The following is a 26,340-nucleotide window of genomic DNA, read 5'->3' on the forward strand; positions in this document are numbered from 1 at the left end:
AGGTCCTCACCTATCTGTTGTCGCCACGCCGTCCACAACGTCCCTGGCCATTACAGCTAGTCCGTCCCGAGCGGATCGATCGAGACGGCGAGCCACACCACCGCGCTGCCCACAGCAGCCAGCGAGAAGGTGTCGAAGGCGCGCGACCGCACGGCCAGGATCCCGACACGCTCACTTCCGAGGCACAACCGGCACGCGGCGGCGATCAGGGTCGCGACACCGAACACGAACGCGCCGCGGCGCCACCGGTCGGCGAGCACCAGGACCACGGCGACGACGATCACCAGCACGACGGCGACCACCGGGATGCTGCGCCGGAGCATGTCCCGCGCCGGCCTCCGCCGCGTCGGTCCCCCGACAGCCGACCCGAGCCGGCCTCTCATGACGAGACCGACTCCGATGCTGCCAGCATGCGCTCCGCGCGCTCGACGACGTTGCTCAGCAGGAACGCGCGCGTGAGGGGTCCGACTCCGCCGGGGTTCGGGGACAGGAAGCCGGCGACCTCGTCGACGCCGTCGGCCACGTCGCCGCGCAGTCCGTCGTCGGTGCGCGAGACACCGACGTCGATCACAGCGGCACCGGGCTTGACCATGTCTGGGGTGATCAGTCCGACGACGCCGGCACCGGCGACGACGATGTCCGCGCGCCGCACCTCGGTGGCCAGGTCACGGGTACCGGTGTGGCACAGCGTCACGGTGGCGTTCTCGGAGCGCCGGGTGAGGATGAGCCCGAGGGGCCGGCCGACGGTCACGCCGCGTCCGACGACGACCACATGAGCACCGGCGATGGGGACGTCGTAGCGACGCAGCAGGTGCACGATGCCGCGGGGAGTGCACGGGAGGGTGGAGTCCTCGCCCAGGACCAGTCGGCCGAGGTTGACGGGATGCAGGCCGTCGGCGTCCTTCTCGGGATTCACGCGCTCGAGCGCGCGGTTCTCGTCCAGGTGCTTCGGCAGCGGGAGCTGCACGATGTAGCCGGTGCAGGCCGGGTCTGCGTTCAGCCCGTCGATGACGGCGTCGAGCTCGTCGGTGGACACGTCCGCCGGGAGGTCGCGCCGGATGGAGGCGATGCCCACCTTGGCGCAGTCGTTGTGCTTGCCGCGCACGTAGGCAGCGGAGCCCGGATCGTCACCGACCAGCACCGTCCCCAAGCCGGGGGTGATCCCACGCTCGCGCAGTGCGGTGACCCGCGCGGTCAGGTCGACGAAGATCTCGTCGCGGGTGAGTTTGCCGTCCAGTCTCGTTGCGGTCACGCCGACAAGTTTCCCACGCTCCGCGGCACCGGTGGGACATGGCAGGCTGAACGGGTGTTCCGTCTGATGTTCCACGAGCCCCGCATCCCCCAGAACACCGGCAACGCGATCCGACTCGTCGCCGGTACCGGGTGCGAACTGCACCTCGTCGAGCCGCTGGGGTTCGACCTGTCCGAACCCAAGCTCCGTCGAGCGGGTCTGGACTACCACGACCTGGCGTCGGTGACGGTGCACCCGAACCTCGAGGCGGCGTGGGACGCCCTCGCGCCCGAGCGGGTGTTCGCGTTCACCGCCCACGCCACCACGTCCTACGCGTCGGTGTCCTACCGGGCCGGGGACGTTCTGCTGTTCGGGCCCGAGCCCACCGGCCTCGCACCGGAGGTTCTCGCCGACCCCCATGTCACCGATCGCCTGCGCATTCCGATGCTCGCCGGGCGCCGCTCGATGAACATCACCAACGCCGCATCCGTCGTCGTCTACGAGGCGTGGCGTCAGTGCGACTTCGAGGGCAGCGTCTGAGCTTCCCGGACTGTCGAATGGCGTTTGTGCTCCGGTCGAGGGCGCGCGGAGCGGGATCCCGCCGGATCGGCGCGCGAGAGGAGCAGAACGCCCACCCATCGGTGGATCAGCGGAAGTCTCGGGAGCGCAGCAGCACTCGCAGGTCCAGCGTCTCGAGCTTGTCGGCCACCAGCGTCACGACGCCCTCGGCGTTCTGCACGATGCCCCGGATGAACATGGCCTGTGACAACTGCGCCGCCGAGCGGTATTTCTGCCACAGTCCCACCGAGCAGACCACGTTGATCATCCCCGTCTCGTCCTCGAGGTTGATGAACGTGACGCCCGCCGCGGTGGCCGGACGTTGGCGGTGGGTGACCGCGCCGGCCACGAGCACCCGATCTCCGTCGGCCACCGACAGCAGGCGGTCGGCGGGGACGACATCCATCTCGTCGAGCCGCTCGCGCAGGAACTGGGTGGGGTAGCTGTCGGGCGAGACACCGGTGGCCCAGATGTCCGCGGCGGCCAACTCCCACGCACTCATTCCCGGGAGCGACGGCGCGCGCGTCGACGCACCGAGAGCGGGCAACCGGTCGGGGCGCTCGGCCGCCGCGGCCCCGGCAGCCCACAGCGCCTCTCGACGTGTCACACCGAAGCAGGCAAGAGCGCCTGCGGTGGCCAGCGACTCTGCTTGCGTGACGGAGAGTTCGACACGTCCGGTGAGATCGAGCAGAGACGTGAACTGCCCGCCGGACTCCCGCGCTGCCACGATCTTCTCGGCCAACGCCGTCCCGATGGACCGCACGTCCGACAATCCCAGGCGCACCTCGAGGCCGTCGTTCTCGACCGTGGCATGGGCGAGACTGGCACGGACGTCCGGCCCGTGCACCAGGACACCGTGCCGTCGAGCGTCGGCCACCAACGATTGCGGCGAGTAGAAACCCATCGGCTGAGCGCGGAGCAGCCCGGCACAGAACGCCGCCGGGTGATGCAGCTTGAACCACGACGAGTAGAAGACCAGCGACGCGAAGCTCTGCGAATGACTCTCGGGGAAGCCGAAATTGGCGAAGGCGTAGAGCTTGTCGAAGATGCGATCGGCCTTGGCGCCGGTGATGCCGTGCAGGTCGCGCATCCCGTCGTAGAAGCGTTGCCGCATGCGGTCCATCTTCTCCGGACTGCGCTTGGACCCCATGGCCCGGCGCAGTTGGTCCGCCTCGGTGGCCGAGAACCCTGCGACGTCGACGGCCATCTGCATCAGTTGCTCCTGGAACAGCGGGACACCCAGTGTGCGTTCGAGAGCACGTTCGAGCGAGGGATGGTCGAACGTCACGGGCTCGAGTCCGTTACGTCGCCGGACGTAGGGATGCACCGAATGTCCTTGGATGGGTCCGGGTCTGATGAGGGCCACCTCGACGACGAGGTCGTAGAACTCCCGCGGCTTGAGGCGAGGAAGCGTCGCCATCTGGGCCCGCGACTCCACCTGGAACACCCCGACCGAATCCGCGCGCTGCAGCATCTCGTACACCGCGGCCTCGCCGAGGTCGAGTTCGGCGAGATCGACGTGCAGTCCCTTGTGCTCCTTCACCAGGTCGATCATGTAGTGCAGCGCCGAGAGCATGCCGAGCCCGAGCATGTCGAACTTCACCAGACCCACTGCGGCACAGTCGTCCTTGTCCCACTGCAGCACGGTGCGGTTCTCCATGCGCGCCCACTCGACGGGGCACACGTCGGCGATCGGCCGATCGCAGATCACCATGCCGCCGGAGTGGATGCCGAGATGCCGTGGGAAGTTCTCGATCTGCGCGGCGAGTTCGAGCACCGGGAGCGGGATGCTGGTCTCGCGGGCCTCGGCGGACAGGTCTCGCCCCGGCACCCCCGACCAGCGGGTGATCTGCTTGCTCCACGCGTCCTGCTGACCCTGCGATGCCCCCAGCGCCTTCGCCATGTCGCGTACCGACGACTTCCCGCGGTAGGTGATGACGTTGGCCACCTGTGCCGCGTAGTCGCGGCCGTACTTGGCGTAGACGTGCTGGATGGCCTCTTCCCGACGGTCGGACTCGATGTCCACGTCGATGTCCGGCGGGCCGTCGCGCTCGACGGAGAGGAACCGCTCGAACAGCAGACCGTTGCGCACCGGGTCGACGTTGGTGATGCCGATCGCGTAGCAGACAGCGGAGTTGGCCGCGGATCCTCGCCCCTGACACAGGATGTCGGCCCTCTTGCAGAAGTCGACTATGTCGTGGACCACCAGGAAGTAGCCGGGGAAGTCGAGTTCGGTGATGACGGCGAGTTCGCGGTCGATCTGGGCGTAGGCCGCAGGTTCGTCCTCGCGTCGACCGTAGCGTCGCTCGGCACCGCGCATCGTCAACTCGTGGAGCCACGTGATCTCGGTGTGGCCCTCCGGCACGTCGAACGGCGGCAGCTGCGGCGCGATGAGGTGCAGGTCGAACGCGCACTCCTCCCCCAGCGCCGCGGCGTGGGACACGGCGGTGGGATAGGCGGAGAACAGTTGCGCCATTTCCGCGCCGGAGCGCAGGTGCGTCCCACCCAGCGGCGGAAGCCAGCCCGACGCGTCGTCGAGGCTTCGGCGCGAGCGCACCGCCGCCATCGCCATGGCCAGTCGCCGACGGCCGGGCCGCGCGAAGTGCGCCGACGTGGTGGCGATGACGGGCAGCGACAACCGCTCGGCCAGTTCCGCGAGCACGTCGTTGCGGTCGTCGTCCTCCGCGATTCCCTGACGGGTCAGCTCCACCGTGACCCGATCCCGACCGAACCTGTCGACGAGCTCCCGTAGCGCCTGCTCCGCCGCCGCCGGCCCGCTCTCGGTCAGCGCACGTCGCACACTGCCCTTCCGACACCCCGTCAGGATCTGCCAGTGCCCGCCCGCTGCGTCGGCCAGCGCATCGATGTCGTAGCGCGGACGCCCCTTCTCGCCCCCGGCGAGATGCGCGGCGGCGATCTGGCGGGACAGGCGCCGGTACCCCTCCTGTCCGCGTGCCAGCACCAGCAGATGCGTTCCGTCCGGATCGGCCGCGCCGGTGCGTGATTCGGTCGGCATACCCGGGTCACCGAGCGACAACTCGGACCCGAAGACGGTCTTCATCTCCAACTCGCGTGCCGCCTCCGCGAACCGCACGACGCCGTACATGCCGTCGTGATCGGTCAGCGCGATGGCGTCCAGACCCAGCCGTACGGCCTCCTCGACCATTTCCTCCGGCTGGGAGGCTCCGTCGAGAAAGCTGAAGGACGAGTGGGCGTGCAGTTCCGCGTAGGGAACGGTGTCACGCGGCCGCACCACCGCACCCTCGTAGGGATCACGCTTGCGCGACCACGCCGGACTGTCACCGCCGTCGCCCATCGCGAGCGGATCGATGACGCGGGGCTTTCCCGAGAGCAGACGCTCCATCTCGGTCCACGTGGGCGGCCCGTCGTTCCAGCCCATGACGCACCCCCACTCTTCGAACGTATGTTCCCATTGGACCATCACCTCCACTCCGACGGCAAGTCGACGGAAACCGTGGTCTCGCCCGGAACCACACCCCCACGGTGACACCCGGTACGAAAGGTGCCGAATGGTCCGCTTCCGTTGCACACTTCCTCTGGAAGCGACCATCGACGACGAAGAGGACATGCCGTGCGAATGCTCACCCGAATCCTTCTCGGCACTGCAGCAGCGATTCCCCTGGCCCTCGCCAGTCCCGGTCTCGCGGCCGCGGCGGAACCCACCGACGTCACCTACTCGTTCGCTGTCGACGGCACGTCCGTCACCAACACCATCACCTCTGCTGCCGACGGCACCCTCAGCTGTGCCACGTCGTTGGCCCCCGCACCGAACGGCGTTCTGCCGCCGCTGGAAGACATTCTCGGACCCGGGCAGACCCTCTACGACGGCGGTGACATCGAGCCCGGCACGTCGACCCAGACGGTGTCCGACGTTCCTCCCGGCTCGTACGTCGTGCTGGCGACGTGCGCACTCCAGGACGGCGACGCGACCGAGGCGATGTGGGTGTCCGACTACCCCGGTTTCACTGAGTACATGGCCACGGTGTTGCCCTGGACCATATACACGGTCCAGCAGGCGTCGACGGTGATCACGGTCCCCGAGGCAGCACCGGAACCGGCTTTCCCGTCGCTCGACGACCTCGCGGACGCCTTCGGCAGCTGACCTGTCGACCGTTCGACGTCGGGTTTGGGGAACGGACGAATCGGGCACATCACGGCGATGTCGACTGCCGAACACGCGCCCACCGCCACCGTCTTCGCGCCGTCCCCGCTGCTCACCATCACCCTGGACGCAGCGCCGAACGGCGACACCGAACTCCACGTGCACGCCGGCGGCCAAGGCCACTGGATCGCCCGCATGGCCACCAACCTCGGCATGGACGTGACGCTGACCGGCGCGTTCGGCGGCGAGAGCGGCGGCGTTCTGCGGGATCTGATCCACCGCGAGGGAATCACCGTGCGTGCCGTGGACATCGGTCACGAGTCCGGGTCCTACATTCACGACCGGCGGGACGGCGACCGCATCGAGGTGGCGACGATCGATCCCCCGCACCTCGCCCGGCACGCGCTCGACGACCTCTACGGGATCACCCTCGAGTCCGGAGCCTCGTCCGACATCGTGCTGCTGGGGGGCCCGCACACCGGGTCGGTGGTGCCCGCAGACTTCTACCGACGGCTCACGACCGATCTGCGATCGCTGTCGAAGCCCGTCGTCGCGGACCTGTCCGGACCGACCGCGACGGCGGCTCTGCAGGGCGGGCTCACCGTGCTCAAGATGAGCCACGAAGACCTCATCGAGGACGGGCGCGCGGAGTCGGAGGACCCCGACGTCCTCATCGAGGCGATGCGCGCCCTGCACGACGAGGGTGCCGACATCGTGGTTCTGTCCCGCGCGGCGGACCCGGCGCTCGCCCTCGTCGACGGCACGGTGCTCGAGGTGGTCACTCCCGACCTGGAACAGACGGACCACCATGGTGCGGGCGACTCCATGAGCGCCGGCATCGCCACCGGACTCGCCCGCGGCATGTCCATCGAGGAGGCACTCGCCCTCGGCGGCGCCGCCGGCACCGCCAACGTGACCCGCCGCGGACTGGGTACAGGACAGGTGGGGCTCGTCGAGACCATCATGTCGACGGTCGAGGTACGCCCCTTCTCGTCCTGACCGGCTGCACCCACTCGCAGGAGGCACACGTGCGCGTGCTCATCACGAACGACGACGGAATCGACAGCCACGGGATCGCCGTGCTCGCTCGGGTCGCCCTCGAGGCCGGTCACGACGTCGTGGTGGCGGCGCCGCACGAGGAGCGCAGCGGTGCGAGTGCGTCGCTGTCTGCGCTGCAGAACCGCGACCAGCTCGTACTCTCCCGCGCCTCGATCGCCGATCTCGATGTCGACGCGTTCGCCGTGCAGGCCTCGCCCGCCATGATCGCGTTCGTCGCGACGCGCGGAGCCTTCGGTCCACGGCCGGACATCCTGCTGTCCGGCATCAATCACGGTCCGAACACCGGCTCCGCCGTCCTGCACTCCGGCACCGTGGGGGCGGCCCTCACCGCGTCCACCCACGGGGTTCCGGCGATGGCCCTGTCCCTCGCCGGCCTCGACACGGCGTCTCTCGCCGCGCCTGGCGACATCCACGACCGGATCGACCGTGAGGTCGCCTCGGGCGCTCCGAGCTGGGACACCGCCCACCTCGTGGCCCGGCGCGCACTCGACTGGTTCGTCGATCACGGTGCGGCGGACTGGGTCCTCAACGTCAACATCCCGCCGGTCGCACCGTCGGAACTCCGCGGCATCCGCCAGGCCGACCTCGCGGCCTTCGGCGCCGTCCAGGCGGAGATCGGCGACACCGACGACGAGTTCGTCACCGTTCGCTTCGATGCCATCCACGCGCGGGACGACGATGACAGCGACGCCGGCCTCGTCGCCCGCGGATGGGCGACGACCACTGCACTGCGACCCCCGTCGAGGGTGGACGTCGACCTGGCCGGGTTGGAGTGATCGCGTCCGTCGTGTCCGAGTGAGGAGGAGGCGACCGTCACTCCCGCGCCCGCTCTCAGAGCTTCCCCATGACAGTTCACTACAGTCACAGACGACCGTCGATGCTCGACCTGACCGAGATGGGGATTTTCTGTGACTCGCTGGGCTTCGTTCGTGGTGTCGCGGGCACGGTGGGTCCTGACCGCCGCGATCGTCATCGTGCTGGCAGGTGCCACGTGGGGACTCGGGGTCTTCGGCAGCCTCAGCCAGGGCGGATACGAGGATCCCGGCAGCGAGGCCGTCCAGGTCGCCCGACAGATCCAGGGCCTGGGAACCGCCGCACCGGACATCATCGTCATCTACTCCGCGCCCGACGGCCGCACGCTCGACGACATCGGGGCGGACGTCACGCCGGTGCTCGACGCGTTCCGGGCCGAGGTGGGTCCGAACGACATCACCTCCTACTGGACGGCCGGGCCGGTGCAGAAACCGTTCCTCGAGAGCAAGGACGGCACGAAGGGACTCGCAACCGTCACCCTGGGCGACGCCAGCGGCATCACCGTCGCATCGTTCTCGGAGTTGCTGCCGAAGCTCGAGGTCGCCGGCATCGACACGCAGTTCGCGGGCGCCTCCGTCGCGGGGGTCTCCTTCAACACCCAGCTCCAGGAAGATCTGGTCCGCGCCGAGATCATCGCGATCCCGATCACGCTGATTCTTCTGGTCGTCATCTTCGGCGGCGTCGTGGCCGCCGCCGTCCCGGTCATCGTGGGCGCGCTCTCGGTGGCCGGCGCGCTGACCGTCCTGCGCCTCTTCACCACGTTCACCGAGATCAGTTCGTTCGCGGTCAACGTCGCCAGCCTGCTGGGTCTCGGCCTCGCCATCGACTACGGACTCTTCATCGTCAGCAGGTTCCGCGAGGAACTCAGGGGCGGAGCCACGTCCCACGAGGCCGCACGACGCACGATGCTGACCGCCGGGCGCACCATCGTCTTCTCCGGTCTGCTGCTGATCTGCGCCTTCGCAGGGATGCTCGTCTTCCCGCAGGCCATCATCAGATCCCTCGGCTTCGGTGCGATGGCGGCTGTCGGATGTGCGGCTCTGCTGTCGTTGACAGCTGTGCCGGCCGTCCTCGCCATGCTGGGTCACCGCATCAATGCCATCACGTGGTCGAGGACCGCCTCGGATCGCGGAGATGCACGCGCACACAAGTTCTGGGGCGGCGTTGTCACGAAGGTGATGAAGCGCCCCATCACCGTCGCCACCCTCATCATCGTCGGCCTGCTGGTCGTCGCCGCACCGCTGGTCAAGGCTCAGTTGGGCGAGGTGTCCTACACCGCGCTCCCCGCCGACGATCCCGCGCGTATCGCGTTCGAGACCCTGTCCTCCGACTTCAGCAGCACCGGCGACAGCGCCACCATCGTGTTGGACGGAGAGTCGGCGCGGCCGGACGGCCCCGCCATCAACGCGGTCACGACGGCTGCTCGCGCGGTGAGCGGTATCGCGAACGTCCAGTTCGGCACGGCCAGCGGCGACTTCGTGGTCATCAACGCGACGTTCTCGTCGGACGTGTCCCAGGAAGCGCAACAGGATGTGGTGCAGCAACTCCGCGCGATTCCGGCACCCGACGGAACCGACCTGACGGTGGGCGGAGCGGCGGCCCTGGTCCTCGACGGCAACAACGCCATCGTGAACTGGCTGCCGGTGATGCTCACCATCATGGTGGTGTCGACGCTGATCCTGCTGTTCCTGGCGTTCGGCTCGGTGGTGCTGCCGATCAAGGCAGTCGCGATGGCGGGACTGAGCATGGCGGCGACGTTCGGAGCTCTGACGTTCATCTTCCAGGAGGGTCACGGGGCGGGCCTGCTCGGCGTCACACCGGCACCGCTGGAGGCGACCTTCGTGGTTCTCATCCTCGCTGTCGTGTTCGGGCTGTCCACCGACTACGAGGTGTTCCTGATGTCCCGCATGGTGGAGGCGCGCACCGCCGGCGCCACCACCGAGGAGGCGGTGCTGATCGGCGCCCAGCGGACCGGCCGCATCGTGACCGCGGCGGCGTTGATCCTGATCATCGTGACGGGGGCGTTCTCGATGTCCGGACTGTCCATCATGCGATTCCTGGGTGTCGGCATGATTCTGGCGTTGATCATCGACGCCACGATCATCCGTATGCTGCTGGTTCCGTCGCTGGTCAAGCTCATGGGCGAGGCCAACTGGTGGGCACCGGCCTGGATGCGGAAAGTCCACGCGAAGGTGGGTATCGGTCACTGACACCGCCCGTTCTTACTGCGCGGTAAGGTGCCCGCCATGAGCGACTACGTGGTCACCGGCGGCACGGGATTCCTCGGCCGGGCGGTCGTGCGGAGAATCCTGGAGCGGGACGCGAGTGCGACGGTGCACGTGCTCGTGCGCCCGGGCTCGGTCGACCGTCTGCGAGCCTTCGCGGACGGGGCGGCGGGCGGCGAGCGGATCAGCCCGCTGATCGGCGATCTCGAGCGACCCGGTCTCGGTATCGACGCGTCGGCCCTGTCCGACGTCGGCCACGTGGTGCATCTCGGCGCTGTCTACGACCTCACGGCCGGCGACGAACAGCAGGCGACCAACGTGCAGGGCACCGCGGCGGTGGCCGCGCTCGCCGTCCTGCTCGGTGCGACGATGCACCACGTGTCGTCCATCGCGGTGGCCGGAGACCATCGAGGGGTGTTCACCGAGAACGACTTCGACCTCGGTCAGAACTTTCCGACGGCGTACCACCGCACGAAGTTCGAGGCGGAGAAGGTGGTCCGCGAGACTCCGGGCCTCACCTGGCGGGTCTACCGACCGGCAGCAGTGGTCGGTGACTCGACCACCGGCGAGATCGACAAGATCGACGGCCCGTACTACCTCTTCCGGCTCATCTCCCTCCTCGCCGAGTTGCCCTCGGCCCTGCCGATGACGGTGCCCGCACTCGGCGCGACCAACATCGTCCCGGTCGACCACGTCGCCGACGCGCTGGTCGCCCTCCTGCACGCCCCGGATCTCGACGGCCGCGTGTTCCACCTCGTCAACCCGCGTCCGCAACCGATGCGGGAGATCTACTCCGCTCTCGCCGACGCGGCCGGCGCACCCCGCGCCGTGGGGAGCATTCCCGGCTCCGTCGTCACGCCGCTGCTCCGCTCGACCAATCGTCATGTCGTCGCCGCCCGCGACGCGGTGTTCGAGAACTACGACATCCCGCCCGTCATGGCCGAGCACCTCACGCTGCCCACCCGATTCGACTCGACCCTCACCCGTGCCGCACTGAACGAGGCGATGGGCGAGAACGCGGCCCGCGTACCGGAGTTCCGCACGTACGCACCCGCACTGTGGTCGTACTGGCGTGCGCATCTCGACCCGTACCGGGCGCGACGCGACGATCCGGCCGGGCCACTGGTCGACCGACACGTCGTCATCACCGGCGGTTCCTCGGGTATCGGCAAGGCCTCTGCCTTCGCTGCGGCCCGCAAGGGCGCGCGCGTCATCATCGTCGCCCGCGACGAGGCCAAGCTGGCGGCCGTCGTGGAGGAGATCCGGGCGAACGGCGGCGACGCGCACGGCTACGTCTGCGACATCACCGACGACGCGTCCGTCGCCGAGACCGTGGCCGCGATCCTGCGCGACCACGACCACGTCGACATGCTCGTCAACAACGCGGGCAGATCGATCCGGCGCTCACTCACCCTGTCGACCGACCGTCTGCACGATTTCGAGCGGACCATGGCCGTCAACTACTTCGGGGCACTCCGCCTGATTCTCGCGCTGCTCCCCCACATGCGCGAGCGGAAGTACGGCCACATCGTCAACATCAGCAGCGCCTCGGTGCAGAGCCACCCGCCGCGCTTCGCCGCGTACGTGGCGAGCAAATCGGCGCTCGACGCCTTCACCTCGGTCGCCGCGTCGGAGACCCTGGCGGACGGTGTCTCGTTCACCACCGTGCACATGCCCCTCGTGGACACCCCGATGATCGCCCCCACCGGCAACAAGAACGTCAACAAGGTCGAGACGCCGGAGAAGGCCGCCGCGATGGTGATGCGGGCACTGATCGAGAAGCCCAAGCGCATCGACGTTCCCACCGGAACCGCCGCGGAGTGGGGCAACCTGCTGATGCCTCGCTCGAAGGACCGCGTGCTGGCGTCGTACTACAAGGCGTATCCGGACAGTGCCGCCGCCAAGGGAATCACCGACACCAGCTCGTGGTCGTCCGGTCCCCGTGCACCGAAGAAGAACCGACGCGAGTTCCGGATGCCCCGGGTCGTGCGGCGGGCCGGACGATGGGTTCCCGGCGCGCACTGGTGATGTCACAGATGCTCGCTCTCCCTCGTCCTACTCTCGAACGGGTTCCACCGAGGACTCGCACGCGGGAAGGATGACGCCATGCGGATCGCAGTGGCAGGCGGAACGGGCGCAGCGGGGCGGCACGTGGTGGAGCAGGTGCGGGCCCGAGGACACACTCCCGTGGTGCTCGCGAGATCGGCCGGTATCGATCTCACGCGGCCGACGCCGGAGCTCGACCGGGCACTGACGGACGTCGACGCGGTGATCGACGCCGCGAACGTCACGACGATGTCGGCGCGCGCGTCCGAGAAGTTCTTCGGCGCCGTCACGTCGACGTTGCTCGCCGCCGGGGAGCGCACGGGAATCCGTCACCACGTGGCGTTGTCCATCGTGGGGTGCGATCGTGTCGATTACGGCTACTACGCCGGTAAACGTCTGCAGGAGAAGCTCGTACGCGAGTCGACGCTGCCGTGGACGATCCTGCGTGCGACGCAGTTCCACGAGTTCACCGGCCAGGCTCTCGCGATGACTCCGGGTCCGGTCGCAATGGTCCCGACGATGCGGAGTCAGCCGGTCAGCACCGCCGAGGTCGCCGCCCACATCGTCGACCTGGCGGTGGGGACACCGCTCACCTCCGTCGTGGAGTACGCCGGTCCGCGCCCGGAGTACCAACCCGATCTGGCGCGCAGGCTGCTGCGCGCGCGTGGATCGAAGCGACTCGTCCTCCCCCTGCGGCTGCCGGGCGCCGGGGGTCGCGGTATGGCGAACGGCGGGCTCCTACCCGGTCCGGACGCGGCGCACGGCGACGAGACGTTCGACCAGTGGCTCGCGCGCGTGGGTGCCTCGACCCGGTGAGTGTCACCGACGACTTCGTCCGCGTCCGCCCACGGCTGGTCCGCATCGCCTACGCCGTCCTCGGTTCGCACGCCGACGCCGAGGACGTCGTGTCCGACTGCTGGCCGAAACTGGTCGCGGCCGATGCGACGTCGCCCGTTCTCGACGTCGAGGCGTGGGCCGTGGTCGCTGTCTCCCGCGCCGCTCTGGACGTGCTGCGGTCGGCCCGCGTGCGACGAGAGACGTACGTGGGACCGTGGTTGCCCGAGCCGTTGGTCGGTCCGGCCGACTCGCCGCCGGACCGGGTGACGCTCGACGAGAGCGTGCGCTTCGCGCTCATGGTGGTGCTCGAGACGCTGTCCCCGGCCGAACGCACGACATGGGTCCTGCACGACGTGTTCGACGTCCCGTTCGACGAGATCGCGCGCATCGTGGGCCGCACTCCGAACGCCGTGCGGCAGCTCGCGTCTCGCGCACGGCGGCACGTGACGGAGGGGGCTCCACGTTTCGCGGTGTCGCCCGAACTGCATGCCGGTGCCGTGCGTGACTTCACCCGTGCCGCCGGTACGGGTGCGCTCGCCGACCTGCTGACGACACTCGATCCGAACGTGGTGCTGGTCAGCGACGGCGGCGGAATCGTCTCGGCGGCGCGGCGTCCCGTGATCGGTGCCGACCACGTCGCGAGGTTCCTCCTCGGTATCGCGACCAAGATCGGAGACACGCTGCGACTGTGTCCCTGCCGAGTGAACGGCAGGACGGGCCTCGCTCTGATCGTGGGCGGTGTCCTGGCCGGAGTCGTGTCGTTCGAGGTGGCTCCGACCGGCCGTGTGACCAGGATCGACATGATCCGCTCACCGGACAAACTCGCGCTCGTCGACCCCTCGGTCTGGCAGGACCGACCCGACAGCTAGCGGCCGATCGAGTCGAGGGACGCGAGCGTGCGCACCACCGCGCTCGCCGCCTCGACACCCTTCTTCTCGAGGTGCTCCGCGAAGAAGCTCGTGTGGTCGGCATGCTCGTGGAAGTGGTGCGGGGTCAGCACCACCGAGAACACGGGCACATCGGTGTCGAGCTGCACCCGCATGAGTCCGTCGATGACGGCCGTCTCGACGAAGTCGTGCCGGTAGATACCGCCGTCCACCACCAGCGCCGCCGCGACGACGGCCGAGTACCGGCCCGTGAGCGCGAGTCGCTTGGCGTGCAGGGGGATCTCGAACGCACCGGGCACCTCGAAGGTGTCCACGTCACGCCCGAACTCCCGCACGAAACCCTGGCGCACCCGGTCCACCAGTTCGCGATGCCAGGTGGCCTGGACGAAGGCCACCGAGGGAGTCGCGTCCGTCGTCATCGAACGGGCGCCAGCACGGTCAGCACCGGCGCCGCGGTGACGATCGAACCGAGTTCACTGCGACCCTCGGGCGTCGCCCGGAACGCGCGGTAGGCGGCGTCGGCCTCGACGCTGGCCCAGCTCTCGACGATGACGACGTGCGCCGGATCCTTCACGTCCGCCGTCACCTCGACACCGAGGCATCCCTCGAACGCGCGGGTGGCGACGAGGGTCTCGTCGATGATGCGGTGCGACTCCTCGAGGCGGGCGGGATCGAGACGCAGTTCGAGCAGAGCGGTGATGGCCACGGGACGTCCGTTCGGTCGGGGATCGCTGTCGATGCCAGTTCACCACGCGTGTGGTCAGCCCCAGTTGGCGGCATCCGTCAGGCAGAACGGATGGCCGGCCGGATCGAGGAGAACGCGCCACGTCTCGCCCGGCTGCGGCTCGGCGAGCGTCGCCCCCAGCTCGATCGCACGGGCCTCGGCGGCCGGGATGTCCTCGACCGCTACGTCGAAGTGGAACTGCTTGCTCCCGTCGGGGTTCGGCCAGGCGGGTGGCCGATAGCCGTCCACGCGGCCGAAGCCCAGCGCCGGGCCTCCGTTCGCGGCAGAGAGCATGGCGTAGTTCTCGCCGTCGCCCATCGTCTGGGTCAGACCGAGGAACGCCGCCCAGAACTCGGCCACAGGAGGAACCTCGGCACAGTCCAGAGTCATCATCGCCAGTCGCGTCGTCGTCATGACCCCAGCCTCCCTCACGATCGGCACCGTGACTTGAACAAACGCGCCACCTCGAGCGGTACGGTTCGCTCCGTGACGGAGGATCCGTTGACCCGAGCAGGCCGACGCGCGCAGTCGGCGATTCTGCATCCCGCACGTGCGGACGGCCGAATCGTCGTCGGCCGGTCCCTGCCTCCCGGCGACCTCGCGACCGTCGTCGACTACTTCTGGTGGGTGGAGTGGCACTGTCCCGAACCACACGTGCAGGAGGTCGTTCCGCGCCCGGTGATCCATCTGACGGCGGAGTCTCGGAACGGCGCTCCGCGGCTGCTGGTGCACGGCGTGATGCGACATCGCTTCGAGCGCACCCTCGTCGGTGACGGGCGCACGGTGGCAGCAGCGTTCCGTCCCGGGGGTTTCCGCCCGGTCCTCGGCCGGCCCGTGAGCTCGATGACCGATCGGATCGGGACCGTCGAGGAGGTGCTGGGGACCGACGATCGCCGACTCGCCAGTCTCCTGCTCGACCCGGACGCGGACGTCACCGCGTGTGTGGACCGGCTGTCCTCGTGGCTGATCGAGCGGACCGGGGCGGCCGATCCTGTCGCCGCCGACATCGCGGACCTCGTGGAACTGGCCGAGACGGACACGACCATCATCCGGGCGCAGCAGCTCGCGGATCGAGCGGCAGTGAGCCTGCGGACGCTGCAGAGACAGTTCGCCGACCATGTCGGCGTCGGGCCCAAGTGGGTGGTGCAGCGGTGCCGACTCCTGGACGTGGCGGGCGCCGCGCACACCGGCGGCGCGGTGGACTGGGCAGCGCTCGCGGCCGACCTCGGGTACGCGGATCAGAGCCATCTCGTCCGGGCGTTCACCGCCCTGGTGGGCAGTCCTCCCGCGCGCTACCGGGCGAACACCTGACTCATCCGTCCCGCGTGTGCGCCTCCCGTGCCTCGTCGACGAGGCGGTGGATACGGCGTGCGACCTCGTCCAGCTGATCGACGATGTCACGCCGAAGTTGGTCCACCGCATCCTGATCCAGCGGCACCGTGGGCGCACGATCGGGGTCACCGATCTCGATGAGCAGCTCGATGTTGGTGCGCAAGGCGGTGAGCGGTGCCAGCAGCTCGGTACCCGCGTCGACGATGAGGTGGTTCTGCGCGAGCCGTGAGCGTTGCAAGGCCGCCAACATGTCGTTGAACCGATCGGCGAGGTGCGCCAGCTCGTCGTCACCCACCACGGCCACCGGACTGAGGTCGCCGGTCTCGGTGATCCGCCGCGTGGCGCGGGTGAGCCGGCCGACCGGCCGCAGGCCCGTCCGCGCCACCAGGTATCCCGACAGTCCCGCCAGCACCACCAGTGCGCCGCCCACCGTGACGAAGATGAGGAGCAGTCCGCTCATCACCCCGTCGAGCGACCGGTAGGACTCTCCGACCAGCACGGTCGACCCACTCGGCGCCTTCTCGATGGCCACCGCGTAGCCGTTCAGATCGGTGACGACGCGGTCCGACTCCCCCGCGACCACCGACGCGACCACCGGTTCCAGCACGCCGTCGGGCGAGGCGAACGGAGTGAAGCTTCCAGACGCGGAGTACACGTCACCGTCCGCGCTGACGATGCCCACCTGCAGATAGCGTCCCGCGCGAGGTCCGGCGGCGAAGCCGAAGGCCGCGGGCGAGAGCCCGGAGGAGTCACTGGCGATCAACTTGTCGGCGTCCCGGCCCACCCGATCGGCGAGCTGCGCACGCAGAGCGTCCTCGGTGACCATGTAGATCACGAAGGAGCAGATCGCGACGGCCAGCGCCGCCACGCTCACCGTGAGAAGTCGGATGCGACTCCGCAGCGACAGCGTCGCCGCGCGGGGCCGGGTGACGGTCATGACACGACGGTAACCGGCGGATCGTTCGGCGGCTGTGCGGTCCTATCGACCGCGTGCGAACCGGTCCCGCACGGCTCGGCCCCAGATCGGGAGGAAGCCGACGGTCATGTAGGCCAACGGTCCCACCGTCCCGCCCCACTTGACGATGCTGAGCGCACTCGACACGGTCGCGGTCGTGTCGGTGATGCGGCGGGTGTCGCGGTGGAGGTAGAGGTTGACGACGTTCTCGGTGATGTCCGCGGTGGCCGCGACGGCCGGGGCGGCGACGAGCACCGCGCGCAACGACCGCGACATGGGAACCAGCTCGGCGAGCCGCACGGCGCCCAGCCGCAGCGCCGCCGCGTAGAGCACCGGGTGGTGGAAGTTGGCGTGGTATCCGTTGGTCAGCTCCCGCGCGGCGCGTGGACTCATCCCGTCGACGACCGACCGGTAGCGCGCACCCGACGGACACACCTGCAGTTGCGCGTAGGCGGCCCCGCCCTGGCCGGTGACCCTGATGAGGCTGAGCTCGGACACGGCGTACATCAGGGCCCGAGCAGCGAGTTCGCCGTCGGTCCGGGTCACGGTGAACTGCTGGGTGGGTGCCGTCATGCGCCGACGGTAACGACTGTGGTCGCCAGGGACGGCGAGGACGTCGTCGGTTCTGGACGCCTCACAGGGCGCGGGGAGTTTCCTGGTGCTCGGCGAGGAACGGGCCGACCGCGGCGTCGAACTCGGCGAACCGATCCCGATGCACACTGTGGCCGCTGTCCACGGCGACGACCCGGCTGCGCGGCACCAGCGCCGTCATCGCCTCGAGGCGCGCGCGGTCGACCATGCCGGTGGGACCACCCACGACCAACAGCACATCACTCTCCATGTGCGTAAGCGCCTCCCACCACAGCGGATCGGGGGCGCGGAACTGGGTGAGCGCGGACGAGGTCATCGACCGATCGAAGGCCAGCACGGCGCGGGGGTGTCGGATCACGCTGGTCGTGGCGTGCAACAGTTCGCGCGCGGACGGGAACTTCGTCGTGATCGACGGGGTCTCGTCACCAGGACGGATGGGGAGTGGGGCCTCCTCGACCACGAGCTTGCGCACCGTCGTCGGACGGCGTTGGGCGACGAGCGTCGCGGCGTGGCCTCCCAGGGAGTGGCCGACGAGGTCGACGCGAGTCAGCGAGAGATGATCCAGGAGCGCCTCGAGGTCGTCGCCGAACTCACCGAACAGGTAACTCCGTGCGCGTCCGCTGCGGCCGTGCCCGCGGAGGTCCGGGACGACGACACGGCGGCCCCGCCGAACCAGTGTGCGCGCGAACGCGTCCCAGGTGTGGCCGTCGCCGCCCATGCCGTGCACCAGCACGACGGGCGACCCCAGCACGTCGTCACCACCGGAATCTCGATAGTGCAGCCGCACGCCCTCGGCGTCCACCACACCGTCCGTCATGATCATCGAGCCATCCTCCCAGAGCCGCCGACCCTCACTCGTGGAGCATGGGCACCGATGTCTGCTCCTCTCGCCCGAGCAGCACACCGCGCGTGAGCGCGGAGGTGCCGAACCGGCGCTGCACTCCGTCGAGCGCCTCGTCCAGGGCCGTCCGGTCGATGGTCGGATGCTCGTCCTCCGGCGTCTCGAACGGCAGCTCGAGCTGCATCGCGGCGCCGTCCTCGAGATTCGACACCGCCACGCCGACAAGGGTGAGGCCCTGCATCGTGATGGTCGACATCGATGCGCCCAGCAGCGATCGGGCCGCGGTGAGCACGACGTGGGTGTCGGCCGTCGCACGGCTCAGCGTCGTGGATCGCGTCGCTCGCGTGAAGTCGTCGAAACGCAGGCGCAGCGTGATCGTGCGACCTGCCCGGTGACCCTTCCGCATGCGGTGAGTGACACGGTCGACCAGTCCGACGAGGGCTGCGTCGATGTCCGCCGGGGTCTTGTGACGACGCCCCAGAGCATGTTGGGCACCCACCGACCGCCGGCTCGTGCCGGTGCTCACCCGGCGCGCGTCGACACCGTTCGACAGGGCGTGCAGGTGCCGACCCGCGGCCGATCCGAGGACGGCGGCCAGCGCGCCCTCGCGGTGCGCGGCGAGGTCACCGATGGTGCGGATGCCCTGCGCGTGCAGCTTGTCGGCGGTGATCCTGCCGACGCCCCACATGCGCTCCACCGGAAGCGGATGCAGGAACTCGAGCTCATGGTCCGGCGGAACCTCCAGCAGGCCGTCGGGCTTGGCGACGGCACTGGCGATCTTGGCGAGGAACTTGGTGCGCGCCACCCCGACGGTGATGGGGAGACCGACGTCCTCCGCCACCGTGCGACGCAGGTCCCGAGCGATGTCCGACGGCGATCCGGACAGCCGCGCCAACCCGGTGACGTCGAGGAAGGCCTCGTCGATGGAGATGCCCTCGACCAGCGGGGTGACGTTCTCGAACACCTCGAAGACGTCCTTGCTCGCCTGCGAGTAGGCGGCCATCCGGGGCGGCACCACCACCGCCTGCGGGCACAGAGCGCGCGCCTGCCGGCCACCCATGGCCGTCTTCACGCCGAAGGCCTTGGCCTCGTAGCTCGCCGCCAGAACCACACCACCGCCGACGATGACGGGTCGCCCGCGCAGCGACGGGTCGTCCCGCTGCTCCACCGAGGAGTAGAAGGAGTCGAGGTCCGCATGCAGGATCGTGGCCTCGCCCGTGCGTTCCCGTGCGCGTTCCGCCGTCATTCGTAGATCCCTTCCACGAACCATCGTCCACCGTCGTGCAGGACCAGCAGGGCACGGGTGTCCTCCAGCAGCACCTGCGCCCGTGCCACCTGGCGGGCCGTGGAGGTGGCGCCGAGATCCCACCACCGCTCGTCCGCCGCCCACGGTCCCGCCCAGCCGTGCAGCACCCAGCTCCGCGATCCCCAGTCGACCCGGCCGGGCACGCGATCGAACATGCCGCGCTCGGTGACCTGCACCGCCACTCCCGACTCGTCGGTCACGGCGATCTCCGGACGCGTCGGCATCAGCGCCGAGGGCGACGGGGACGGCAACCGGCCGGGCCACGGAGCGGAGGGATCAGCATCGGGCACCGGCTCGTCGCCCCACGGCAGCATCGTCACGCGCTCACCCGGCCCCCGACCACCGCTGAGCACACCCACCTGGACGGCGTCGCCGCCCAGCAGACCCTGCACCCGCACCAGGGCACGGCGGGCCCGCTCGTCCTCGTCGCCGACTCCGCCCCACAGTCCCAGCTGCAGCGCACCCGCCGACACCACCTCCACGGGCTCGAGACGCAGCAGGACGATGCCGGCGGTCGGCTTGTTCTCACTGCGGCCGGTGAGCCAGCCGTCGAGCTGCCATCGCACGCGATCCGCGGTGCCCTCGGGAGTGAGCGGTTCCGCGCATCGCCACGTGCGGGAGAGGTGTTCACCGTTGGCCGTGGTGGCCTGCACCAGCAATCGGGTGCAGGCCACGGCCGCGGCCGACAGCGTCATGTGCAGTCTCTCGGCCAGGGCACGACCCGCGAACGCCGCCGCGTCGACGCGATCGATCGGAGGGTCGCAGCGGTACTCGACCTCGAGATCGGGAGGAAGTACCCGCGCCGAGGGCGGCCGCTCCGGCTCACCTCGCGCGCTGCGGTGCGCGAGGACCGCGTCGGTGCCGAAGCGGGAGGCCACGTCCACCGGTGACAGTGCCCCGAAGTCCCCCACCGTGCGCAGACCCAGCCGCACCAGCAGATCCACCAGGTCCACCCGCTCCGGCGCCGCGAGAGACGGTTCCGCCGACAACTCGGCCACCGGGAGCGGAGCCAGGAACTGCGCGCCGCTCCCCCGCGGCACGATCGCGCCGTGCCGAGCCGCGACGACGGCCGTCGACACCTCGTCGGCGATCCCCACCTGGCACTCGACACCGACCGCCGCGACGGTGTCCACCAGTCGCTCCGCCGCGGCCTCCTCCGAACCGAAGTACCGCGCCGCACCGCGCGCCGACAGCAGCAACAGGCCGGGCCGCAGCACCTCGATACCGGGCACCACCTCGTCCACCGCCGACGCGACCGGCTCGAACAGTCGCGCGTCACGATCCGGATCCGCCCGCGCCACATACAGTTCCGGACAGCGGGCCTGCGACTCACGGCGTCGGCCGCCGCGACGGACTCCCTCGGCGCGTGCCGTCGCGGAGCAGGCGACGACACGATTGGCGGAGACCACCGCCACCGGCGACGAGGCCGGGATCTCCGCCGCGGCGGCAGCGGCCACGGCCGGCCAGTCGGGGCACCACAGAGCCAGCACCCGGCTCCGACGGTCGGTGCTCACGACGGCAGCGCTTCCAGCACCGGATCCTGATGCGACACGGCGGAGTCGGCCGATCCCCACTCGACCCCGTCGCCCGTGGACGTCAGGGTCAACCGCCCGGTCCGCGGCCGGACGGCACGGCCCTGCACCTCGACGCCCAGATGCACGGCGCGCACCCGGCCGTGACCCGTACGGGCCCCCGAGCCGAGCCCGCCGTACCCGCGGATGCGGGCGTCCAACCGGAGCTCGGCGCCGTCCCAGCGTCCGTCGGTGACGATCAGCGTGGCGCCCTTGTTGCGCGCCCGAGCGACCACCGCCCGCGCTCGCGACGGCGGCACCGACATGCCGCCCAGCCCCAGCACCACCAGATCGATGCCGTCGAGCAGCACGGCGGCGACCTCCACCGGGTCCGGCCCGGGATCCGGGACCAGCGCCACCCGCTGCAGATGCGCCCCCATCTCCGACGCCGCCAACAGTCCCAGCCGCGGCAAACCGATGACGGCGGCGTGCCGTCCCGATCCGGTGACCGACGCCAGGATCCCGAGGAGCAACGATCCGGCGCCGGACACCGAGACCACCGTGCCGCGGGCCAACCCACCCTCGGGGAGCAGCGCCGACAACGCCTCCGGGACCGGGAGAACCGGGCGGACCCGGGCCGGCGCAGGATCCGGGGCAGGCGCGGTGGCCGTGAGGGTGACCGGTGCGGCAGGAGCGGGGGCATCGGCCACACGCGCAGGTGAGGACCGGATACGACGCCGCAGGAACTCGATCCGCTCGGTGCGGGACAGCCCTTCGAGGCCTTCGAGATCAACGGAAACAGGCATACTCACTCCCCGGTCGGGACGGTCGAGACTGCGTTGGAGACCCGGGGGAAGACCGAGAATTCGAACATACTTTCGAACGCTCACACCAGTAAAGCCGCTGCCCGTTCGAACGTCAAGACGCCCGGAAACGTCCTGGTGACAGCCCTGCCCGGCACTCGATCGGCTCGTCCGATAACCTCGAACACCGTGACTGATCACCAGCAGCCCAGCGGAGCGGTGGCCGGCTCGGGGCGCACGCGACCGGTCATCGGACCCGACTACCTCCTCGCCGGTCGCTACCGACTCGACTCCAAGCTCGGCGGCGGCGGAATGGGCGCGGTGTGGCTCGCGAGCGACACGTTGCTCAGCCGCAAGGTGGCCGTCAAACAGGCCACCTCGACCGTGGACCTCACCCCCGAGGCCGCCCGCGAGATTCGCGAACGCGCCATGCGCGAGGGGCGGATGGCGGCCCAGCTGAACAACCCGCACGCCATCGCCATGCACGACGTCGCACTCGACAGCGGCGAGCCCTGGCTCATCATGGAGTACCTCCCCGCCCGCAGCCTCGCGATGGCCCTCAACATCGCCGAGTCGCTGCCCCCGGACGAGGTCATCCAGATCGGTGCCCAGATCGCCGACGCCCTCACCGCCGCCCACGCCGCCGGCATCGTGCACCGCGACATCAAGCCGGGCAACATCCTGGTCGCCGATCGCGGCAGCGCGCTGGGCATGGTCAAGATCAGCGACTTCGGCATCTCGCGCGCCAAGACGGACACGCACGAGGAGAACAGCGCCGTCATCACCGGCACCCCCGCGTACTTCGCACCCGAGGTGGCGCGCGGCGCGGACCCCACCGAGGCCAGCGACGTCTTCTCGCTCGGCGCCACGCTGTACACCGCGACCGAGGGACAACCACCCTTCGGCATCGACGCCGACTCCATCGCCCTGCTGCACCGCGTCGCCGGGGGGCGCATCATCCCACCGCGCAAGAGCGGACCGATGACGGCCACGTTGCTGCACATGCTCGAACCCGACCCCGCGCGCCGCCCCACCATGGCCGAGGTCCGCACCCGCTTCGTCACCCTCGCCGTGGGCAAGAACGGCAACGCCGGATCGGTGATCAACCACCCGCTGCGCGCGGCCGACGGTCAGGTCCCGTTCTGGGCGCTGCGCGGCTCCCGAGTCCCGGGCACCTCCCGGCGAGGCGAACGCATCCACGGCCGCACCATGACGGGGCTCCCGGCAGCGGACACCGCCACCCCTCTGGATCGGGTTCCGCGTCCGACGGCGGCGTCCACCACGCCGGCACCCGGGCCGGCTCCGCGCCCGACGTACTCCCCGCCCGCGTTCGAGACGAAGGAACCCAAGTCCTTCAGCGCCCCCGCCGGGCTGCCGCTCTACCTCGCGATCGGCGGCGCGGTGCTGCTCCTGCTCATCGTCCTGCTCCTGGTGCTCTGACCCGCTCCCGACCCGGCGAGAGATCGAGGTGGGTCAGGGGACGTCGACGGTCGCGACGAGCCCCCGGTGATCCGATCCCACGATGTCGACGGGCTCGAGGGAGCGCACCTGCGCGTCCCGCACCACGACGTGGTCGATCCCGACCACCGGTGGGTACCACGTGTCCATCGGGTAGGTCGGGATCAGCCCGGCACCGACGGCGTCCGCGGCGTCCACGTATCCACCGGTGAGCAGATCGCGGAACCGCTTGTGCGCGTGCGTGGAATTGAAGTCACCGCCGACGATCACCGCTCCCGGCGACGCCTGCGCCAACTCGTCACCGAGCATGTCGAGCTCCGACGCCCACACCGGGGTGGGTGTCGGCCAGGGCGGCACCGGATGCACCGCGTAGACCCGGAGCGGCTGCGCCGCACCGACATCGAGATCTGCCGTCACGCTCGCGAGCAGGTAACCGGGCAGTTCCCGGCCGTTCGACAGCGGGAACCGGCTGTAGATCGCGGCGCCCGCGCCGCCCTGATACGGCGCCACGAACCGGTAGGGCAACGCGGCGGAGAGCCCGGCGGCGTCGAACACCCCCACCGACTCCTCGGTGAGCTCCTGCACGGTCAGGACGTCGATGCGGCGCTCCCGCACCGACTCCACCAGTGCCTGTGGATCCGCCTCTCCCAGTTTGACGTTCGCCTGCATCACGCGCAGCGGCTCACCGGGGGCGGCATCGGCGACTCCCGCGGCGCCCGGTACGTACAACGGCACCACGACCACTGCGGCCGGCCCCAGGAGAACGACCGACGCCGCGGCGATCCACCACCGCCGCGCGAGCAGGCACACCAGGATTCCGACGACGGTCACGCACAACAGGATCGGCGCTGCGGAGGCGGGACCCACGACCACCATGCTGCGGGTCTCGAGCATCGACGAGACGACGGCCACCAGACCCGCGGCGAGCCCACCGAGGCCGACGACGACGGCCGCGACCGCACGAGCCCTCATTCGATGCGCCGTCGGTGTGCCCAGCGAGTGAGGGCGTTCCTGTTGGACTGCTGCGTCTTCCGCAACACGTTCGAGGCATGGGTCTCGACGGTCTTGATCGAGATGAAGAGCGTCTCGGCGATCTCGCGGTAGGTGTAGCCGCGGGCGAGCAGACGCAGCACCTCCATCTCGCGCGGCGTCAGGGAGTCGAGCTCCGGATCGAGCGGCGGTTCCGGTGCCGCCGAGCGACCGGTGAACGAGTCGAGTACGAACCCCGCCAACCGCGGTCCGAACACGGCGTCACCGCCCGCGACGCGGCGCACCGCGTCGGCGAGATCGGACCCCGAGATGGTCTTGGTGACGTAACCCCGAGCACCGGCGCGGATCACGGCGATGACGTCCTCGGCGGCGTCGGACACGCTGAGCGCCAGGCACACCGGGCCCGCCGCGATGGACTGCAGAACGGCGACCCCACCGCCGTCGGGCATGTGCACGTCGAGCAGGACGACGTCGGGACGGATCTCGTCGATACCGCGGACCGCGTCCGCGACGCCCCCGGCCTCACCGACCACCTCGATGTCGGTCTCGCGCCCCAGTTCCGCGCGCACCCCCGACCGGAACACTCCGTGATCGTCGACCAGGAAGACTCGCAGGGTCACGCGGACCGTTCCTCTCTCGCGGTGTCGGGCACGGAGTCCGCGTGCCCGGTGGTACCCGTGCCGCGCACCCGCGGCACACAGATGTGGATCTCGGAACCCTGCCCGGGTGCGGACCGCACCCGCACCGAGCCGCCGCGGCGTTCGATGCGTGCCCGCACACTGCGCGCCAGGCCCTGGCGATCCTGCGGCACGCTGTCCGGATCGAATCCGCACCCGCGGTCGCGGACGAAGACCTCGACGGTGTCGCAGCCCGCCTCGGCGTACAGGTCGACGGAGGTCACCCCGGAGTGCTTGGCGGCGTTGACAAGCGCCTCGCGCGTGGCTCCGAGCAGAGCGGTGGCGACCTCACGGTTCAGCCCCGAACTCTCGACCGGCTCGTCCAGAGCCACGTCGCCCACGGTCACGGGATCCACGGTCACACCGTAGTGGTCCTCGACCTCACCGGCGATGGTGGCCAACGCGCGGACGAGAGACGCGTGGTCGTCCCGGTCTCCCCCGAACAGCCACTTGCGCAGCTCTCGTTCCTGACTGCGCGCGAGGCGCATCACCTCGGCGGAGTCGGTGGACTGCTTCTGGATCAGGGCGAGGGTCTGCAGCACGGAGTCGTGCAGGTGCGACGCGATCTCCTCGCGTTCGTCGTTCCGGATGCGTGCCGCGCGCTCGTCACCGAGGGCGCGCCACAACCGCATCCAGAGCGGGACGGTGAGCAGTACCGCCCCGACCAGCGTCACGACGACGGCGAGCAGGGACGACTGCAGCGCCCGCACGTCCACGCGGGCGACGAGCACGACACAGAGCCCGATGATCACGAGCGTGACCCCGGCGACGATGCGCGCCCACCCGAGTACCGACGTGCGTGCGTGCCGAGGCCGGGTGTCCGCCGTCCGGGTCCCGGCCGCGTCGAACTCCCGCCACACCAGCGCGGCGCCGAGCGCGACGACGACGACAGGGGCGATGATCGTGGACGAGCTGCCCGTCAGCCCCGACCCCAGCGCGACGGCGCCGCCGATCCCGAGGGCGATCAGCCCGTACGCGCGACGCTTCTCCGAGCGGTCCGGCCTGCGGACGTCGGTACCCGCGGAGGTGAAGATCCACAGCAGTCCGTAGGCGACAGCACCGGCGCCGGCCGCGGCGCACAGCACCGCGAAGACGACCCGCACCCGGAACACGTCGACGTCCAGGTGATCGGCGACACCGCCCGCGACACCGCCGACGACACGTCCGGCGGCACGGCGACGGAGCGCCGGCGTCGGCAACGGCGAACGGCCGGGGGGCTCCCGCGTGTGCGGAGGCTGTGCGGGCAGGGTGGACACGCCTCGATACTGGCACGGCTCACGGCTCCGCGGTATCGGGGTTCTCCCCCATCTCGGTCGATTCGCGCGACGCGTGGACACCGGCGAAATCAGGGTTCGCCCCGATGCGCCGGGACG

At 70.0% G+C, this 26,340-nt stretch carries 25 protein-coding genes; 10 read left to right on the plus strand and 15 right to left on the minus strand.

What is annotated here, in order from left to right:
• Nucleotides 1–56: 56 nt before the first annotated feature.
• A complete protein-coding gene (locus ASG69_RS09145; RefSeq protein WP_027503762.1) occupies nucleotides 57–323 on the minus strand; it encodes a DUF3017 domain-containing protein in 267 nt (88 codons plus the stop codon).
• A 56-nt stretch (nucleotides 324–379) separates the two neighbouring features.
• Nucleotides 380–1,252 carry a bifunctional methylenetetrahydrofolate dehydrogenase/methenyltetrahydrofolate cyclohydrolase gene (locus ASG69_RS09150; RefSeq protein WP_056442440.1) on the minus strand — a complete coding sequence of 291 codons (873 nt, stop codon included), beginning with the start codon at nucleotides 1,250–1,252 and terminating at the stop codon, nucleotides 380–382.
• 54 nt (nucleotides 1,253–1,306) lie between these two features.
• On the opposite strand from ASG69_RS09150, the gene ASG69_RS09155 reads away from it, so the two are divergent.
• Nucleotides 1,307–1,771, plus strand: coding sequence for a tRNA (cytidine(34)-2'-O)-methyltransferase (locus ASG69_RS09155; protein WP_056442443.1), 465 nt, complete (start codon nucleotides 1,307–1,309; stop codon nucleotides 1,769–1,771).
• A gap of 106 nt (nucleotides 1,772–1,877) precedes the next feature.
• Here the strand turns inward: ASG69_RS09155 and ASG69_RS09160 are convergent, their stop codons facing one another.
• On the minus strand, nucleotides 1,878–5,189 hold the full coding sequence (locus tag ASG69_RS09160; RefSeq protein ID WP_056442446.1) for an error-prone DNA polymerase: 3,312 nt from the start codon (nucleotides 5,187–5,189) through the stop codon (nucleotides 1,878–1,880).
• Nucleotides 5,190–5,387: 198 nt separating this feature from the next.
• Here ASG69_RS09160 and ASG69_RS09165 point away from each other — a divergent pair, with 198 nt between their 5' ends.
• The 7 genes from ASG69_RS09165 (at nucleotide 5,388) to sigJ (ending at nucleotide 13,761) form a co-directional block, all read left to right on the plus strand.
• Nucleotides 5,388–5,912, plus strand: a complete 525-nt coding sequence (locus ASG69_RS09165; protein WP_156380487.1) for a hypothetical protein — start codon at nucleotides 5,388–5,390, stop codon at nucleotides 5,910–5,912.
• 57 nt (nucleotides 5,913–5,969) lie between these two features.
• Nucleotides 5,970–6,911 carry a 1-phosphofructokinase family hexose kinase gene (locus ASG69_RS09170; RefSeq protein ID WP_056442606.1) on the plus strand — a complete coding sequence of 314 codons (942 nt, stop codon included), beginning with the start codon at nucleotides 5,970–5,972 and terminating at the stop codon, nucleotides 6,909–6,911.
• A 29-nt stretch (nucleotides 6,912–6,940) separates the two neighbouring features.
• A complete protein-coding gene (gene surE, locus ASG69_RS09175; RefSeq protein ID WP_037183812.1) occupies nucleotides 6,941–7,747 on the plus strand; it encodes a 5'/3'-nucleotidase SurE in 807 nt (268 codons plus the stop codon).
• 132 nt (nucleotides 7,748–7,879) lie between these two features.
• Nucleotides 7,880–9,994, plus strand: coding sequence for an MMPL family transporter (locus ASG69_RS09180; protein WP_056442452.1), 2,115 nt, complete (start codon nucleotides 7,880–7,882; stop codon nucleotides 9,992–9,994).
• 36 nt (nucleotides 9,995–10,030) lie between these two features.
• Nucleotides 10,031–12,037 carry an SDR family oxidoreductase gene (locus ASG69_RS09185; RefSeq protein WP_056442609.1) on the plus strand — a complete coding sequence of 669 codons (2,007 nt, stop codon included), beginning with the start codon at nucleotides 10,031–10,033 and terminating at the stop codon, nucleotides 12,035–12,037.
• Between the two features lie 78 nt (nucleotides 12,038–12,115).
• Nucleotides 12,116–12,871 (plus strand): SDR family oxidoreductase, encoded by a 756-nt coding sequence (locus ASG69_RS09190; RefSeq protein ID WP_056442456.1) that lies wholly within the window; start codon nucleotides 12,116–12,118, stop codon nucleotides 12,869–12,871.
• On the plus strand, nucleotides 12,868–13,761 hold the full coding sequence (gene sigJ, locus ASG69_RS09195; RefSeq protein WP_056442612.1) for an RNA polymerase sigma factor SigJ: 894 nt from the start codon (nucleotides 12,868–12,870) through the stop codon (nucleotides 13,759–13,761). The genes ASG69_RS09190 and sigJ overlap by 4 nt, the downstream gene beginning before the upstream one ends.
• Here the strand turns inward: sigJ and ASG69_RS09200 are convergent.
• From ASG69_RS09200 to ASG69_RS22455, 3 genes are read right to left on the minus strand one after another with little or no spacing between them, the layout of a single operon-like run.
• Nucleotides 13,758–14,198, minus strand: coding sequence for a 6,7-dimethyl-8-ribityllumazine synthase (locus ASG69_RS09200; protein WP_027503771.1), 441 nt, complete (start codon nucleotides 14,196–14,198; stop codon nucleotides 13,758–13,760). The genes sigJ and ASG69_RS09200 overlap by 4 nt on opposite strands.
• Nucleotides 14,195–14,485, minus strand: coding sequence for a putative quinol monooxygenase (locus ASG69_RS09205; protein ID WP_027503772.1), 291 nt, complete (start codon nucleotides 14,483–14,485; stop codon nucleotides 14,195–14,197). The genes ASG69_RS09200 and ASG69_RS09205 overlap by 4 nt, the downstream gene beginning before the upstream one ends.
• Before the next feature lie 54 nt (nucleotides 14,486–14,539).
• On the minus strand, nucleotides 14,540–14,917 hold the full coding sequence (locus ASG69_RS22455) for a VOC family protein (protein WP_056442458.1): 378 nt from the start codon (nucleotides 14,915–14,917) through the stop codon (nucleotides 14,540–14,542).
• Between the two features lie 72 nt (nucleotides 14,918–14,989).
• Here ASG69_RS22455 and ASG69_RS09215 point away from each other — a divergent pair, with 72 nt between their 5' ends.
• A complete protein-coding gene (locus ASG69_RS09215) occupies nucleotides 14,990–15,814 on the plus strand; it encodes a helix-turn-helix domain-containing protein (RefSeq protein WP_056442461.1) in 825 nt (274 codons plus the stop codon).
• A gap of 1 nt (nucleotide 15,815) precedes the next feature.
• Here ASG69_RS09215 and ASG69_RS09220 read toward each other — a convergent pair whose 3' ends face one another.
• The 6 genes from ASG69_RS09220 to ASG69_RS09245 form a co-directional block, all read right to left on the minus strand.
• On the minus strand, nucleotides 15,816–16,772 hold the full coding sequence (locus ASG69_RS09220) for a sensor histidine kinase (RefSeq protein WP_056442464.1): 957 nt from the start codon (nucleotides 16,770–16,772) through the stop codon (nucleotides 15,816–15,818).
• A gap of 42 nt (nucleotides 16,773–16,814) precedes the next feature.
• Nucleotides 16,815–17,363: a hypothetical protein gene (locus ASG69_RS09225; RefSeq protein ID WP_051612916.1), complete on the minus strand. Its 549-nt coding sequence runs from the start codon at nucleotides 17,361–17,363 to the stop codon at nucleotides 16,815–16,817.
• A 61-nt stretch (nucleotides 17,364–17,424) separates the two neighbouring features.
• A complete protein-coding gene (locus tag ASG69_RS09230) occupies nucleotides 17,425–18,204 on the minus strand; it encodes an alpha/beta fold hydrolase (RefSeq protein WP_056442467.1) in 780 nt (259 codons plus the stop codon).
• 28 nt (nucleotides 18,205–18,232) lie between these two features.
• Nucleotides 18,233–19,468 carry a DNA polymerase IV gene (gene dinB / locus ASG69_RS09235; RefSeq protein WP_056442470.1) on the minus strand — a complete coding sequence of 412 codons (1,236 nt, stop codon included), beginning with the start codon at nucleotides 19,466–19,468 and terminating at the stop codon, nucleotides 18,233–18,235.
• Complete coding sequence (locus tag ASG69_RS09240; protein WP_056442473.1) at nucleotides 19,465–21,042, minus strand: DNA polymerase Y family protein; 1,578 nt, start codon at nucleotides 21,040–21,042, stop codon at nucleotides 19,465–19,467. Before ASG69_RS09240 ends, dinB begins: the two co-directional genes overlap by 4 nt.
• Nucleotides 21,039–21,845, minus strand: coding sequence for a hypothetical protein (locus tag ASG69_RS09245; protein WP_056442476.1), 807 nt, complete (start codon nucleotides 21,843–21,845; stop codon nucleotides 21,039–21,041). The genes ASG69_RS09240 and ASG69_RS09245 overlap by 4 nt, the downstream gene beginning before the upstream one ends.
• Nucleotides 21,846–22,031: 186 nt before the next feature.
• Between ASG69_RS09245 and ASG69_RS09250 the strand changes: the two genes are divergently transcribed.
• On the plus strand, nucleotides 22,032–23,282 hold the full coding sequence (locus ASG69_RS09250) for a serine/threonine-protein kinase (RefSeq protein WP_231476091.1): 1,251 nt from the start codon (nucleotides 22,032–22,034) through the stop codon (nucleotides 23,280–23,282).
• A gap of 33 nt (nucleotides 23,283–23,315) precedes the next feature.
• On the opposite strand, the gene ASG69_RS09255 is transcribed toward ASG69_RS09250, so the two are convergent.
• From ASG69_RS09255 to ASG69_RS09265, 3 genes are read right to left on the minus strand one after another with little or no spacing between them, the layout of a single operon-like run.
• Nucleotides 23,316–24,272 carry an endonuclease/exonuclease/phosphatase family protein gene (locus ASG69_RS09255; protein WP_056442478.1) on the minus strand — a complete coding sequence of 319 codons (957 nt, stop codon included), beginning with the start codon at nucleotides 24,270–24,272 and terminating at the stop codon, nucleotides 23,316–23,318.
• On the minus strand, nucleotides 24,269–24,904 hold the full coding sequence (locus tag ASG69_RS09260; protein ID WP_056442618.1) for a response regulator: 636 nt from the start codon (nucleotides 24,902–24,904) through the stop codon (nucleotides 24,269–24,271). Before ASG69_RS09260 ends, ASG69_RS09255 begins: the two co-directional genes overlap by 4 nt.
• A 2-nt stretch (nucleotides 24,905–24,906) precedes the next feature.
• Entirely contained in the window at nucleotides 24,907–26,223 is a 1,317-nt protein-coding gene (locus ASG69_RS09265) for a sensor histidine kinase (RefSeq protein WP_056442482.1), read from the minus strand.
• Between the last annotated feature and the right edge of the window lie 117 nt (nucleotides 26,224–26,340).

The organism is Rhodococcus sp. Leaf225 (assembly GCF_001426145.1).
In the GTDB taxonomy this organism is placed as follows: Bacteria; Actinomycetota; Actinomycetes; order Mycobacteriales; family Mycobacteriaceae; genus Rhodococcoides.